The organism is Paraburkholderia sp. BR10872 (genome assembly GCF_040965835.1).
GTDB lineage: Bacteria > Pseudomonadota > Gammaproteobacteria > Burkholderiales > Burkholderiaceae > Paraburkholderia > Paraburkholderia nodosa_A.
Map to the genome: position 1 here is coordinate 1 of NZ_JBFRCN010000060.1, position 15,477 is coordinate 15,477.

Consider the following 15,477-nt stretch of genomic DNA (forward strand, 5'->3'; position numbering starts at 1 on the left):
AATTCGTTTTCTTGGTGGGTCAGCATGGAATGTCTCCCGGCGACAGGTCGCCTTCATCAACAGGTGTTGCTCAACTATATTAGAGATCTAGTTAAATTGGCAAGAACCTTTCGGGACGTCCGGGAAAATACGCATGAGATGGCGCGCGAGAAAGCTGGGGATATAGGGCCAGACAACAGGTATTTGCGCGCGTGTGCCTACCGCTCGCCGCACATTTCGCGCTGCCCGGCGTCGGCAACATTTGGCTCAACGCGACCAAGGATGCATCGTTCATCAGCGTCCTGGGGGCTCGTTCTCCGATTTGCTGAAGACGAGCGCGATGGCCGCCGGTGCGAATTGCCTGCTTTCCCGAATATTTTCATTTAGAAATCAGCCAGTTGCTGTCTACCTGCGCTGGGTACACACACAGCACGTGCGGCGATGTATGCGCTCACAATGACCGTCGCTCGCTATGCGACCCATCAGAGCCATCGGGCGGCACTCCACAAACGCAAGCGATCTTTGAACGACGCCTATCAAAGATACGATCGTCTCGCGACGGCTTTCGCCTTGGCCACGCGAGACTACGTGTCGATCTGCTGGCGACAGACCGCGCCTTGCCGGGTCCTGTCGGACGGCGAACGCTGGCACCGGGCCGTCGCCGAATGCACCAAAACCGACCCCGTTGCTGCCGGCCGAGTCGTCGCGGTTCCAAGGACAGATATCAGAGCGTATGCGACGTTCAAACGTCCAACATAAGGCCACGTCACGGGAGATGGCCGACTACCACCCAATGAGGTCGACCGAGGTCGACGTTTTCGCCCAGGTCCGGGCGAAAAACCACGCACTGATTCAGGGCCTGTGCGGCGCGCCGCCACACTACAATTAACCCGTAGCGTCAAATTGCCGCTATGTGATGGGGAATCTCACCCCAGGCGAAAGATTTGGTACGCTCGGCCACCTAATCGTTGCACTGCCTGTTGCAAACTGGTCGCGCTCGACCAGCCGCCGGTGAAGAGCGGCGATGGCTCGACCGTTCCTCTGTAAATTTTTTTACGTATCGCCGATACACGTGCTCAACCGCCACCGTCAGAAGATCGGTGCCTGGCTCGGGATGCTTGCCATCCTGCTGAGTGTGGTCGCGCCTGTGGTGTCCCAGGTGCTGCGCGGCGCGCATGGCGATGTCGCGCGTCACGAGCATCATTCCCATCACCATCATGCGGCGGTCGAGGTCGCGTTGGATGCCCATGCCGGGCACCACCATGGCTCCGATTCGTCGTCGCTGTGCGACGCGTGCCCCTATTGCGGACTGTTCGCGCATTCGCCAGCCTTGCCTGGCGTGGCCGTCGCATCGAGCATCGCGCCGCAGCGCCCGTCCTTTCCCGCCCCCCTCGTCACCGCTGCGTTCCGCCCGTACACGGTGCTGACGCCGGCTCAGCCGCGCGCTCCCCCCGCCTGGTCCTGATCTTCGTAGACGTCTTCCAGTCAACGTGGCGATGCCGGTGAACGGCATCGCTGCGCTGGCGCGCGCCTACTGCGCGCCCCCTCCCAGGACTTCCTCGTCCTCGGCAGGGGGCCGCGTGCGAGGGCGCCTCACCACAATTCGATCAGGACCTGGACATGCGAACCACTCTCAAACGGGGCGCCGCAGCGCTGTGCGCGCTTGCGCCGTGCCTGGTTTCATTCGATGCGTCGGCCCACGCAGTGGTCGGCGATCGTGTATTCCCTGCCACGCTGGCAGTCGACGATCCCGGCGTCGGCGATGAATTCAACCTGGAGTACGGCCACACCAAGACGCCCAACAGCAATGGCAACGATACGAACATCAACACGGTGTCGTACGAGTGGGACAAGCTGATCACGAAGAATCTCGCGTTCAGCGTCGCGAGCAACTACGCGAGCCTGAACTCGCCGGACGGCAACGCGAAGGGCTGGGACAATTTCACGCTCGGCGTCAAATATCTTGCCTACGCGAACCCGCAGCACGAGTTCATGGCGTCGGTCGGGCTGCTTGCCACGCTCGGCGGCACCGGCGCCAGATCGGTCGCGAACCCGTTTTCGACTTTCACCCCGACCGTCTACTTCGGCAAGGGCTTCGGCGACCTGCCCGCGTCGCTCGGCTACCTGCGGCCGTTCGCCATCACCGGCACGATCGGCCCGAATCTGACGACCGCGTCATCGGACCAGGGGCCGAACTCGCTCGGCTGGGGCCTGACGCTGCAGTACAGCATTCCGTACCTGCAGCAGCAGGTGAAGGATCTCGGGCTGCCCCAGCCGTTCAGCAACCTGATTCCCGTCGTCGAATTCCCGATGAGCACCTGCACGGCTGGCGCGTGCTCAGGACAGACAACGGGCACGATCAACCCCGGCGTGATCTGGATCAATCGATACGGGCAGTTCGGCGTCGAAGCGCAGATTCCCGTCAATCGCGCGACCGGCACGCACACGGGTATCCTGGTGCAAGCCCATATCTACTTCGACGACATTTTCCCGAACTCGATCGGCAAGCCGCTGTTCTGACCTATGAGGAATCCTTTCATGAAACTGCATACGACCGCACGCGTCGCCATTGCCGCGCTCCTGATCGCTGTCTGTCAGCTCGCGCAGGCGCACGCCTACCCCACCCACGAGGCGCCGGGGGCCGGCGCGACGGTGACGACCTCGCAGAAGGACGTGGTGATCGACTTCGATGACGGGCTCGAACCCGCATTCAGCTCGATCACCGTCACGGACGCGCAGGGCAAGGACGTGACGAGCGGCAAGGCTGTTGTCGACCCGTCGAACAGCAAGCACATGTCCGTTGGGCTCAACGCGCTGACGCCGGGCGTGTACACGGTATCGTGGGTTGCCTTAGCCGATGACGGGCACCGTACGCAGGGCCACTATGCCTTCACGGTGAAGTGATCATGGAGCCCCTCGTCGCCGGGCAGATCGCCCTTGCCGCAGTGCAGGACGTGCTGTTCGCGACGGCAGACCGCGTTTCCGTTCCAGGCCAACGGCAGCGTGGTCAAGGGACCGGACGGGAAGGCGGTGGGTTCGCTGCTGATCGCTCGGCCGTTCACGAAGGACGAATACTTCCAGCCGCGGCCATCGGCGGTTTCATATGACGCGTCGTCGTCCGGATCGTCGGGGCTCGGTGCTGCGAACTACGCGCTGCGTGACCGCGTGGCGCGCGCCATCGGGCCGATCGCAACGTATGCGGCGGGGCCGAAGGCGGGCCAGCTCGTCGCGCCCGATGTTGAGGCGTGGTTCCAGGCGGATCGCTTCGGCGGCCAGCCGCATATCGTCGCGCAATGGGCCAACGCGCATAACAGCCTCGCGCAGGCGTGGGTCAATGCCGATCCCACGCACGGCGCCTATGTGGACGCCTGGGCGAAGCAGCATCCCGCGGACGTGAAGCGATGGATAGCCACAAACCCCGGCATGCCGCAGCCGAAGGCCGCCGATCTCGCGGTGCCGTTCTTCACGGCGTTTTCGGCGGCGAATCCGGGTGCGTTCCCCTCCGCCGTCATGCACAAGGACGCCAACGGGAAGGACGTGAGTGCGATCGAGCCGGTGAACGCAGGGAGCGATGTGCAATCGACCTTCTTCGACATGTGGCGGCAGGACCATCCGGACGCCGCGCTGCAGAACGTGCCGGGGGACCTTGTGACCGCGTCGGCTTCGGGTCTCGACCCGGACATTACGCTCGCGAATGCGATGTTCCAGCTCGACCGCGTGGCGGCGGCGTGGGCGAAGGATACGAAGCGTGATCCTGCAATGGTTCGCGCCGAGATCAGTGCCATGCTTCACGATACGGCCCAGGCGCCGCTCGCCGGTCTCGTGGGTGAGCCGATGGTGAACGTGTTGCAGATGAATCTGGATCTGCGTCGCAAGTTTGGCTCGCCGGCGTAATTGTTCGCTTCGATGAAGAGTCTTGCGCAGGGAGCAAACGCCACTCTTTACGACATTTTTTCTTGTGGGGCACAAACGTCAACTCTAGACTTTTGATGAAAGGTGGATCCTGGAAAGTTCTCATGTCGAGGCGACATTCAACAACTGCGAGACACGCATCCCGCGCACGCAGTAAGCGGGGCATCGGCAGCGTGGTACTGAGGCGGTTTGATCCCTCGCGCGATTCGTACGAGCAGCTCACGACGCTGCTGCATCGTGCGTTTGCGCGACTCGGTATGTCGGGGTTGAACTGCACCTGCGTGGACCAGGACGTGAGTGTCACGATGCGGCGAGCACAAGCTGGCGACTGCTTTGTGGTAGTTAGCGAAGGGGAGATCATCGGCACGATGACGCTCTACGCACGCGACAGCGAATCAGCCTGCGAGCACTACCATCGCGGTGACGTGGCCACGGTCCGTCAGCTGGCGATCGAGCCTTCATGGCAGAATCGCGGCATCGGAAAATCCCTGCTGGCGTTCGCCGAACACTGGGCCGCGACGCGCGGCTATGCAGAGCTTGCACTCGACACGCCGTATCCAGCAGTGCATCTGGTCTCGTTCTATCGCGGGCAGGGGTTCCGCATTGTCGATGCAATACGATTCGCCGGGAAGGTCTATGAAAGCGCGATACTGAGCAAGGCGCCTGTCGTTGCACGGACACTGGCCGCATGGACCCATCCGATCGCGCTGCCCAGTGCGCGTCTCGTCCGCTTTGCTGCGTGAATCAAGACGACAACCGCGAGCCGCCGTGGGCCCGCTTGCCGTTCACCCTGTTTTCGTAAGTTGCACAGCCGTTCGACCCACGGGCTCGCCGTGCTGCCGAATCATCCAATTGCCGGCAGCTGACCCCGAAGGCACTGGCTCCTCATCTCCCGCATCGAACTGATTCCGGATCTCGCGTGGACGCTCTGGCGTAGCGCGCAGCACAACTCGCCCTCCTGAAGCCGTATTGACAAGATCTTTATACGGTTCGCCGCAGTCTTTCCGTCGAATTGACATTTCGCGAGCTGAAATAGAGATGGAACGCCCGCTTGGCGGACTACGGCGGCTGCGGGAGGCTAGATGATTGCGAGTGCCGGCTTTCAGATGAGTCTATTTCTGGTCGTACTGATCGCACTCGTGAAGCCGCTCGGGCTTTACATGGCGCGAGCAGCCGAAGGCAGGGCTCCATGGCTCTCAGTGATCGGACGGCCTGTCGAGCGGCTGATCTATCGCGTCGCCGGTGTCGATCCAGACTCGGAGATGGCCTGGAAGACCTACGCAGTTGCGCTGCTTCTGGTGAACGCCGTCGGCCTGCTCTTCCTGTATGCGCTGCAAAGGGTGCAGCAATGGCTGCCGCTCAATCCCCAGGCGCTCCCTGCCGTGAGTCCGGATTCGGCCTTCAATACGGCCGTGAGTTTCGTCACGAACACGAGCTGGCAGGGTTACGCCGGCGAAACGACCCTGAGCTATTTGAGCCAGATGCTCGGCATTACCGTGCAAAGCTTTCTCTCAGCAGCAAGCGGCATGGCGGTGATGTTCGCCCTCATGCGGGGACTCGCGAGGCACGGCGCGCAGACGGTCGGCAACCTGTGGGTGGATCTGACGCGCTCGACTCTCTACGTCCTGATTCCACTCTCCGTGCTGTTCGCAATCGCGTTCATGGCGCAAGGCGTGATCCAGAACTTCGACACATACCGCGAGGTGCACACCTTGCAGGCGATCACATGGCAGCAGCCAAAACTGGATGCGCAGGGTCAACCGGTGCACGACGCCACAGGAAACGTGGTGCAGCAAAGCATGACTTCGCAGCAGCAGTTGCTACCCATGGGCCCGGTCGCCTCACAGGAGTCGATCAAGCTGTTGAGCGGCGATGGTGGTGGTTTCTTCAACGCAAATTCTGCGCACCCCTATGAAAACCCAACGCCGTTGGCCAACTTCTTGCAGATGCTGGCCATTCTGCTGATTCCGGCCGCGCTTTGCTATACGTTCGGCGTGGTCATCGGCGACCGTCGGCAAGGCTGGGCGCTGCTCGCGGCCATGGCTGTGATGTTTGTCGTGGCAGCCGCGATCACGGCGCAAGCCGAGCAGCATGCCGTCACTCACATCGCAGCGCCACAAACCGGCATGGCGAACATGTCGGTCAATCTGTCGGGCGGCAATATGGAGGGCAAGGAAACGCGCTTCGGCGTAGTGACGTCTGCCCTCTATGCGACGGTGACGACGAGCGGCGGCGATGGCGCCGTCAACGCGATGCACGATTCGTTCACGCCAGTCGGCGGACTCGTACCGATGGTGCTGATGCAGACGGGTGAAGTCGTGTTCGGTGGCCCAGGCTCTGGACTTTTCAGCATGGTTATCTATGCAATGCTGGCTGTGTTCGTTGCCGGGCTGATGATTGGCCGGGCGCCTGAATACCTGGGCAAGAAGATCGACGCGTTCGAGATGAAGATGGTCGCAGTAGTGATTCTCTCGACGCCCATTCTGGTGCTGGTCGGTACCGCGGTTTCCGTGCTGGTGCCGGCTGGGATCGCAGGGATTGCGAACCCCGGCCCGCATGGGTTCAGCGAAATTCTCTACGCGTTCTCGTCTGCGGCGAACAATAACGGCAGCGCGTTCGCAGGCCTGTCGGCCAATACGCCGTACTACAACTGGATGCTCGCGATTGCGATGTGGTTTGGCCGCTTTGCTGTGATCGTTCCCGTGCTGGCAATTGCCGGATCGCTCGCGGGCAAACTTCGGCGAGAAGCGGGTCCGGGCACGCTGGCGACGCACAGCGCGCTTTTTGTCGGGCTGCTTATTGGGTCCGTGGTCATGATTGCCTCACTCACGTATCTACCGGCACTTGCGCTGGGACCCATCGTCGAGCAGTTAAGCGCAGCAGTTGGCCACTAGACGGCAAGGGCCGGTGTTCGCGCCCATGATCGCAACGACGGTCGGACCTAATGAATTAAGCAGCTTACGCAATAGGAGTGGGCGACGCTGCGGCCACAGATGTGTCGATGGTCGCAGTCTTCCATGTATTCGATATTTACACCTTTTTTATTCGCGGCTGCCTAGTCTTGTCATGACCATTACGAGGCTCTGACTTTACGTCGTCATTTCCGATCCGCCAAGGGGGCAGAAATGGACCTCATCTATATTGCCGGCATTGTGGTCTTCCTGGGACTCAGTGTCGCGCTTGTCGTTGGTTGCGAGAAGCTATACGGACGTGCACCGGGAGGTCGGCCATGACCACATGGATGATCTGGCTCGCCGCCGCCGCGACGCTACTCCTGCTCGTGTACCTCGTGTACGCGCTCCTGCGCGCGGAGGAGCTCGAATGAATACCTACAACGTACTTCACGTCGTGCTTTTCATCGTAGTGCTGACTGCTGTCGCCATTCCGCTTGGCCACTACATGACCTCGGTGCTCGACGGCACGTCGGTCGTCGTGCGCAAGATCGGGCGGCCAGTCGAGCATTCTCTGTATCAGCTTGCTGGGGTGGATCCCGATGCCGAGATGTCGTGGAAACAGTACGCGTTCGCGGTGCTGCTGTTCAATGCGCTCGGCGCGTTGGCGGTATATGGCTTTCTGCGCCTGCAGCAATGGCTGCCGGCGAACCCGCAGGGCTTCGGCCCCATGACACCCGACGCCGCGTTCAATACGGCAGTGAGCTTCATCACCAACACGAACTGGCAGAACTATACGCCGGAAACAACGGTGAGCTATCTCACGCAGATGACGGCGCTCGCTGTCCAGAACTTCCTTTCCGCAGCGACCGGCATTGCTGTGGCCGTCGCGCTCATACGGGGGTTTGCGCGCCACACGACAAAGACGATCGGCAATTTTTGGGTCGACCTGACACGCTCCACGCTGTACATCCTCATGCCGATAGCGTTCGTCATCGCGTTAGTGCTCGTGAGTCAGGGCGCGATCCAGAACTTCAGGGCGTACGTGGACGTGCCCACGCTGCAGGTCACGACCTACCAGGTGCCGAAGACCGACGCACAGGGCAACCCGATCAAGGATGCCAAGGGTAACCCCGTGATGCAGGACATGAAGGCGGACAAGCAGACCATTGCGATGGGCCCGCTCGCGTCCCAGGAAGCGATCAAGATGCTTGGCACCAACGGAGGCGGCTTCTTCAATGCCAATTCCGCGCATCCCTACGAGAACCCGACGCCCCTGGCCAATTTCGTCCAGATGATCGCCATGCTGTGTATTGGCGCGGCGCTGTGCATCGTTTTCGGCCGGATGATCGGCGATAACCGGCAAGGCTATGCCGTGCTTGCGGCCATGACCATCGCGTTTGCGATTGGATGCTGGGGTGAGATCGCGTCTGAGCAGGCGGGCAATCCTCTGTTCACCTCGCTGCGCGTCGACCAGACGAGGTCGGCGCTGCAGACGGGCGGCAACATGGAAGGCAAGGAAGTGCGGTTCGGCATTGCCGATTCCGGCATTTTCACGGTCGCCACCACGTCGGCATCGTGCGGGGCGGTCAACAATGCACACGATTCGCTCACGCCGATGGGTGGCTTCGTGCCGATCCTGATGATGCAGCTGGGCGAGGTCGTCTACGGCGGCGTAGGCTCGGGGCTCTACGGGATGCTGGTATTTGCGCTTCTTGCGGTGTTCATCGCCGGGTTGATGATTGGGCGCACGCCGGAATACGTCGGCAAGAAGATCGAATCGTACGAAATGAAGATGGTGTCGCTCGCAGTCCTCATCATGCCGATGATCGTGCTCGTTGGCACGTCGATCGGGGTGCTGTCACCGCTGGGCACCGCGGGTATTTCCAATCCCGGCCCGCACGGATTCTCCCAGATTCTCTACGCGTTCACCTCGGCCACGAACAACAACGGCAGCGCGTTTGCTGGGCTTTCCGTCAACACGCCGTTCTATAACGTGCTGCTGGCAATCGCCATGTGGTTTGGCCGGTTCGTTCCGGCGGTCGCGGTGCTCGCCGTCGCGGGCTCGCTCGCCCAAAAGAAGCGCATCGGGGTGACCGAAGGGACGTTGCCCACGCACGGTCCACTGTTCGTCGTGCTGCTGCTCGGGGCCGTGCTCCTGATCGGCGCGCTGACGTTCGTGCCAGCGCTTGCGCTTGGGCCCGTTGCCGAGCATCTGTCGATGGTTGCCGCTCACTGAGTACGAGGAAAGCATGACTACGCCCGCTCAACCGCCTGCCCATCGTCCCGAGAATCTTGGCCAGGCACGCACGGCTGCACGCTCGATGTTCGACCCGGTGCTCGTCAAGCCCGCCATCGCGGAGTCCTTCATCAAGCTCCAGCCTCGTACGCAGCTGCGCAATCCCGTGATGTTTTGCGTGTACGTGGGCAGCATCCTGACAACGATACTCTGGTTTGCCGCGCTCGCGGGTCAGGCCGAGGCGCCGGCGGGCTTCATCCTTGCCATTGCGCTATGGCTGTGGTTTACCGTGCTCTTCGCCAACTTTGCGGAAGCGCTTGCCGAAGGCCGCTCCAAGGCGCAGGCAGCATCGCTGCGCAGCGCGAAGCACAACGTGATGGCGAAAAAGCTCAACGACGGGCATCCGAAATCGCCCGTCACGCTCATGGCCTCCACCGATCTGAGGAAAGGCGACGTCGTGCTGGTCGAGACGGGGGACACGATTCCTGCTGACGGCGAGGTCATCGAGGGCGTCGCGTCTGTAGATGAGTCGGCCATTACGGGCGAGTCCGCGCCGGTGATCCGCGAATCGGGCGGTGATTTCTCATCAGTGACGGGCGGCACGCGCGTGCTATCGGACTGGATCGTCGTGCGGGTCTCGGTTAATCCGGGGGAGGCATTCCTCGACCGGATGATCGCGATGGTCGAAGGGGCAAAACGTCAGAAAACGCCGAACGAAATCGCGCTGACGATCCTGCTGGTGGCGCTGACACTCATCCTGCTGTTTGCCACTGCAACGTTGCTGCCGTTCTCGATTTTCTCCGTCCAGGCCGCAAAGGCGGGCCACGTCGTGACCATCACGGCCCTCGTGGCCCTGCTGGTGTGCCTGATTCCCACCACCATCGGCGGGCTGCTATCCGCGATTGGCGTGGCAGGCATGAGCCGCATGATGCAGGCGAACGTGATTGCAACTTCGGGGCGCGCGGTCGAGGCGGCGGGCGACGTCGACGTGCTGCTGCTGGACAAGACGGGCACCATCACGCTGGGCAACCGGCAGGCGTCGACCTTTGTACCGGCTCCTGGCGTTTCGGAGCTGGACCTGGCGGACGCAGCGCAACTGGCGTCGCTCGCCGACGAAACTCCGGAAGGCCGCAGCATCACTGTGCTTGCCAAGCAGCGCTTCAATATCCGGGAGCGCGACATGAGCGCGCTGCACGCAACGTTCCTCGGCTTCACGGCGCAAACGCGGATGAGCGGCGTCGACCTACCGGAACGTGAAATCCGCAAGGGCGCGTCCGAAGCGGTGAAGCAGTATGTCGAGGCCAACGGCGGCCGCTATCCTGGCGAAGTCAACACCGCTGTGACCGATGTTGCGAGACGCGGCAGCACGCCGCTGGTTGTGGCCGAGAAGCCGGGCGTCCACGGCAGTACCGGCAGCGGACCGGCGCGGGTGCTCGGTGTGATCGAGCTCAAGGACATTGTGAAGGGCGGCATCAAGGAGCGCTTTGCCGAACTGCGCAAGATGGGCATCCGTACGGTCATGATCACCGGTGACAACCGGCTCACGGCCGCAGCCATTGCAGCCGAGGCCGGCGTCGACGACTTCCTCGCCGAAGCGACGCCGGAAGCCAAGCTCAAGATGATCCGCGAACATCAGGGGGCTGGGCGTCTCGTCGCAATGACGGGCGACGGCACCAACGATGCGCCGGCGCTCGCACAGGCCGACGTCGCCGTGGCGATGAACAGCGGCACGCAGGCGGCGAAGGAAGCGGGCAACATGGTCGACCTCGACTCGAACCCGACGAAGCTGATCGAGATCGTCGAGATCGGCAAGCAGATGCTCATGACGCGCGGCTCACTCACGACGTTCTCGATCGCCAACGACGTCGCGAAGTACTTCGCGATCATTCCGGCGGCGTTCGCATCGACTTATCCGAACCTGCGCGTGCTGGACGTGATGCACCTGACGTCCCCGTCGTCGGCCATCCTCTCGGCGGTCATTTTCAACGCGCTCATCATCGTCGCGCTCATCCCGCTCGCGCTCAAGGGTGTCCGGTATCGCGCGCTCGGCGCCGCAGCCGTCTTGCGCCGGAACCTGCTGATCTACGGTCTCGGGGGAATCCTGTTGCCATTTCCGTTCATCAAGCTGATTGACGTAATCCTTACCGCTTTTGGATGGGTTTGAACCATGAACAATTCCTTGCGACCCGTGCTGGTGTTGTTTGTGTTGCTGACGGTAATTACGGGCGGCATCTATCCGCTCGTGGTGACGGCGGTTTCTCAGGCCGTGTTTTCGCGGCAGTCCAACGGCAGCCTGATCGAGCAGAACGGCAAGCCGGTCGGCTCCGCGCTGATCGGCCAGCAGTTTGACGCACCGTCCTACTTCTGGGGCCGCGTGTCGGCCACGACACCGAATCCTTATAACGCACAGAATTCTGGCGGCTCGAACCTCGGACCGACGAATCCGGCCCTTGCCGACGAAGTAAAGGGGCGTATCGCGGCGCTGCATGATGCTGATCCGTCGAACACCACTCCTATACCGGTCGATCTCGTGACCTCGTCCGGCAGCGGGCTCGACCCCGACATCACGCCGGCTGCGGCCGCGTACCAGGCCGCGCGCGTGGCGAATGCGCGTGGACTGCCGCTTGACCGGGTCAATGGACTGATCGCGCAGAACACTTCTGGACGCCAGTTCGGCATATTTGGTGAGCCGCGCGTGAATGTGCTGAAGCTGAATCTCGCGCTCGACGAGATCAAGCCGATGCATTGAGGTTCTGCTGGCGCGGCGTGACGTGGCCAACGCGCGTGCCCTCGACAGCACGACAATGGGATGACTCGCAAGGAGACGTGCGATGAACCGGCCCGATCCTGACGAACTGCTGGACCGGCTGCAGCGTGATGAAGAGAAAAGCCAGCGAGGACGACTCAAAATCTTTTTCGGCGCATCAGCCGGCGTCGGCAAGACGTTTGCGATGCTGCAAGCCGCGCGGCGCCGCAAGGACGAAGGTGCCGACGTCGTCGTGGGGATCGTCGAAACGCATGGGCGCAAGGAGACGCTCGCACTGATCGAAGGCCTGGAGGTCATTGCACCGGCGCGCATTGAATATCGCGGCCGCCTGCTTGCCGAGTTCGATCTCGATGCCGCGCTCGCGCGCAAGCCGCAGCTCGTCCTCGTCGACGAACTCGCGCATTCTAACGTCCAGGGCACCCGGCATCTGAAGCGCTGGCAGGACGTGCAGGAACTGCTGGATGCCGGCATCGACGTGTTCACGACGGTCAACGTCCAGCATCTCGAGAGCCTGAACGACGTGGTCGGGCAGATCACAGGCATCCGCGTGTGGGAGACGGTACCCGACCGCGTGTTCGATCTCGCCGACGAGGTGACGCTGGTCGATTTGCCGCCTGAGGAACTGCTTGACCGACTGCGCGAAGGCAAGGTTTACATGCCGCAGCAGGCGGAGCATGCGGTCCGCAATTTCTTTCGCAAGGGCAATCTGATCGCGCTGCGCGAACTCGCGTTGCGCCGCACGGCTGACCGTGTCGACGCGCAGATGCGCGAGTACCGCGCCGATCAGTCGATCGAGCGTATCTGGCAGGCGCGCGAACGCATCATCGTGTGCGTCGGCGCGGGCCAGGAGAGCAGCAATCTCGTGCGCGCGGCGGCGCGCCTCGCTTCGAACCAGAAGGCGGACTGGCTAGCGGTCTACGTTGAGACGCCGAAGCTTGGGCGGTTGCCTGATGCCATCCGCAAGCGCACGCTCGACGCGCTCAAGCTCGCATCCGAGCTGGGCGCGGAAACGGTCACGCTGCAAGGCGACGAGGTCGCGCCAACGGTGCTGGCGTATGCTCGCATGCGCAACGTATCAAAGCTCGTGGTGGGTGCGTCATCCGTGAGGGGATGGCGCGCACGCCTCAGGCCGTCCGTCGCACAGCAGATGGTCTGGTCGGTGCGCGATATCGACGTCACACTGGTCAACTCCGGCTCGGTGCGCGAAGCCGCCGAGCGCCACGATGCCATGAGTGGGTTTGCTGGGCCCGACATGCGAGCGCGCCGCTCCACACCGGTCTCGTACGCCTACGCACTCGCGATCTGTGCGGCCATTACAGCGATTGCCGGCATGCTGCTTGACCGGATCGCACAGACCAATCTCGTGATGCTCTACCTGCTCGGCGCTGTCTTCACCGCCGCACGGCTCGGGCGCGGGCCAGGCGTGCTCTTCTCGTTTCTCGGCGTGGCTGCGTTCGATTTCTTTTTCGTGCCGCCACGCATGTCGTTCACGGTCGCCGACACACAATATCTGCTCACCTTCGCCGTGATGCTGATGACGTCGCTGGTGATCAGTCACCTGACGGCGAGCCTCAAGCGTCAGGCGCATCTCGCCACGCTGCGCGAGCGCCGCACGGGGGCAATGTTCGCGATGACGCGCGAACTGGGTGGCGCACTGATGACGGACCAGATCATCGAGATCGGCATGCGTCACGTGAGCGAAGTGTTCCAGGCGCGCACGGCGATCCTGTTGCCGGATAGCGTGGAGAAGGTGCGGCCCAAGGTCGAGAATCCCGATCCGGCGACCGCACTCAGCGACGTCGACCTCGACATCGCCCAATGGGTCTACGACCAGCAGAAACAGGCCGGTCACGGCACGGAGACCCTTCCTGCCGCGACGGCGCTGTACCTGCCGCTGAAGGCGCCAATGCGCACGCGCGGCGTGATCGCGTTGCTGTCTGAACGGATGGCAGAGTTTGCAGTGCCAGAGCAGCGGCGCATGCTCGACACTTTTGTCGCGCAGATCGCGCTGGCGCTCGAACGGGTGCACTACGTCGAGATCGCGCAGGACGCACTGGTCAGCATGGAGTCGGAACGACTGCGCAACTCGCTGTTGTCCGCGATTTCCCATGACCTGCGCACGCCGCTCACGGCGATCGTGGGGTTTGCATCGGTGCTTGCCGACCAGGGCGCCGCCGTGACGGGTGGGCCCAGGGCACTGGAGCTCTCGGAGGCGATCCGCGAGGAGGCGCTGAGGATGAATGGGCTCGTCATCAATCTGCTAGACATGGCGCGTCTTCAGGAAGGCAGCATGCGGCTGAACCGGCAGTGGTCGTCGATCGAGGAGGTGATCGGCTCCGCGCTGGCCGGCTGCCGGCGCATGCTGGGGGACCGCAAGGTTCAGGCACGCGTGCCTCCGGATCTCCCGCTCGTGCAACTCGACGCGGTACTCGTCGAACGGCTCTTCGCGAACCTGCTTGAGAACGCGGCCAAATATACACCCGCCGGGACGCCGCTAACGATTGATGCGTCCATGTCGCAGGATGAGGCGCACAGGTACGTGCGGGTCGAGGTCTGTGATAGCGGGCCGGGTCTGCCCGCGGGGATGGAATCGCGGGTGTTCGACAAGTTCACCCGGGGTGAGAAGGAGTCGGCACTGCCGGGTATTGGCTTGGGGCTTGCCATCTGCCGCGCGATCGTCGAGGCCCACGGGGGCAAGATTGGCGCGTCAAACCGCGTCGACATGAACGGCAAAGTGCTCGGCGCCTGCTTCTGGATCATGCTGCCCGCGGACGAGACACCGCCTGCGGAGAGCGAAGTTCCGGAGCTTCCCGGTACGGGGGCATCATCCCGGAACCGGCCATCGGACGTATCCGGCGGTACCGTGAATCGCCTATGAATGTCATGAGCGATCCGGCCGTTACGGTTGTCCTGATCGAGAATGAAAGGCACATTCGCCGCTATGTGCGAGCTGCACTTGAAAGCGAGGTGATGCGCGTATTCGATGCGAGCACCGGGCAGGAGGGGCTCGCCATCACCGCCACCGCCAGGCCCGATCTGGTGATTATCGATCCGATGTTGCCGGATATGGATGGTTTGGACGTGATCCGGCAACTGCGCGGCTGGTCCGCAGTGCCGGTCATCGTGCTGTCGGCCCGCTCGCGGGAAAACGACAAGGTGATGGCGCTCGACGCAGGGGCCGACGACTACATGACCACGCCATTCGGTATCGCCGAATTGCTGGCGCGAATCCGGGCGCACCTGCGCAGACAGGATCGCTTAGTGACCCCGGATTCGGCCAGGGTATCGTTCGGCGCGGTGACGATCGATCTGGCGGCGAGGTCGGTCCAGCGCAATGGTGAGACGATTCATCTGTCGCCCATCGAGTATCGCCTGCTGGTCACGCTCGTTCGTCATGCAGGCTGCGTGCAGACCCATCGCCAATTGCTGGAGCAGGTGTGGGGACCCGTCCATGCGCAAAACGCGAACTATCTGCGGATCTACATGGGAAACCTCCGCCACAAACTCGAGCGGAACCCGGCACGGCCCGAACACATCGTGACGGAGACGGGCGTTGGATATTGCCTGGTTGGTGTCAGGTGAGCAGCGCGGTTGCCAGCCGCGACACCGAAGGCGCTTCGATGTTAATGAGATTTTTACGCAACATCCTCGTACTGTTACGTGGTCCTGGTGAGGTCCGTGCTTCAATC

General features: G+C 62.5%; 12 protein-coding genes. All 12 read left to right on the plus strand.

The window, feature by feature from the left end; genetic code table 11:
- Window positions 1-1,003 precede the first annotated feature (1,003 nt).
- The 12 genes from AB4Y43_RS33440 to AB4Y43_RS33495 all read left to right on the plus strand — a co-directional run bounded on the left by AB4Y43_RS33440 (window position 1,004) and on the right by AB4Y43_RS33495 (window position 15,370).
- Window positions 1,004-1,444 carry a DUF2946 domain-containing protein gene (locus AB4Y43_RS33440; protein WP_368729729.1) on the plus strand — a complete coding sequence of 147 codons (441 nt, stop codon included), beginning with the start codon at window positions 1,004-1,006 and terminating at the stop codon, window positions 1,442-1,444.
- Window positions 1,445-1,599: 155 nt separating this feature from the next.
- Window positions 1,600-2,499, plus strand: a complete 900-nt coding sequence (locus AB4Y43_RS33445) for a hypothetical protein (RefSeq protein ID WP_368729730.1) — start codon at window positions 1,600-1,602, stop codon at window positions 2,497-2,499.
- Window positions 2,500-2,517: 18 nt separating this feature from the next.
- On the plus strand, window positions 2,518-2,883 hold the full coding sequence (locus AB4Y43_RS33450) for a copper resistance protein CopC (protein ID WP_368729731.1): 366 nt from the start codon (window positions 2,518-2,520) through the stop codon (window positions 2,881-2,883).
- Window positions 2,884-2,916: 33 nt separating this feature from the next.
- Entirely contained in the window at window positions 2,917-3,873 is a 957-nt protein-coding gene (locus tag AB4Y43_RS33455) for a potassium-transporting ATPase subunit C (protein WP_368729732.1), read from the plus strand.
- 122 nt (window positions 3,874-3,995) lie between these two features.
- Window positions 3,996-4,634 carry a GNAT family N-acetyltransferase gene (locus tag AB4Y43_RS33460; protein WP_368729768.1) on the plus strand — a complete coding sequence of 213 codons (639 nt, stop codon included), beginning with the start codon at window positions 3,996-3,998 and terminating at the stop codon, window positions 4,632-4,634.
- 339 nt (window positions 4,635-4,973) lie between these two features.
- Window positions 4,974-6,785 (plus strand): potassium-transporting ATPase subunit KdpA, encoded by a 1,812-nt coding sequence (gene kdpA / locus AB4Y43_RS33465; protein WP_368729733.1) that lies wholly within the window; start codon window positions 4,974-4,976, stop codon window positions 6,783-6,785.
- A gap of 335 nt (window positions 6,786-7,120) precedes the next feature.
- Window positions 7,121-7,216 (plus strand): potassium-transporting ATPase subunit F, encoded by a 96-nt coding sequence (locus AB4Y43_RS33470; RefSeq protein ID WP_069268979.1) that lies wholly within the window; start codon window positions 7,121-7,123, stop codon window positions 7,214-7,216.
- Entirely contained in the window at window positions 7,213-9,021 is a 1,809-nt protein-coding gene (gene kdpA / locus AB4Y43_RS33475; RefSeq protein ID WP_368729734.1) for a potassium-transporting ATPase subunit KdpA, read from the plus strand. Before AB4Y43_RS33470 ends, kdpA (AB4Y43_RS33475) begins: the two co-directional genes overlap by 4 nt.
- A 13-nt stretch (window positions 9,022-9,034) precedes the next feature.
- On the plus strand, window positions 9,035-11,185 hold the full coding sequence (gene kdpB, locus AB4Y43_RS33480) for a potassium-transporting ATPase subunit KdpB (RefSeq protein ID WP_368729735.1): 2,151 nt from the start codon (window positions 9,035-9,037) through the stop codon (window positions 11,183-11,185).
- 3 nt (window positions 11,186-11,188) lie between these two features.
- A complete protein-coding gene (gene kdpC, locus AB4Y43_RS33485) occupies window positions 11,189-11,770 on the plus strand; it encodes a potassium-transporting ATPase subunit KdpC (protein ID WP_368729736.1) in 582 nt (193 codons plus the stop codon).
- 82 nt (window positions 11,771-11,852) lie between these two features.
- Window positions 11,853-14,666 (plus strand): DUF4118 domain-containing protein, encoded by a 2,814-nt coding sequence (locus AB4Y43_RS33490; RefSeq protein ID WP_368729737.1) that lies wholly within the window; start codon window positions 11,853-11,855, stop codon window positions 14,664-14,666.
- A gap of 5 nt (window positions 14,667-14,671) precedes the next feature.
- Window positions 14,672-15,370: a response regulator gene (locus AB4Y43_RS33495; RefSeq protein WP_368729738.1), complete on the plus strand. Its 699-nt coding sequence runs from the start codon at window positions 14,672-14,674 to the stop codon at window positions 15,368-15,370.
- Window positions 15,371-15,477 lie beyond the last annotated feature (107 nt).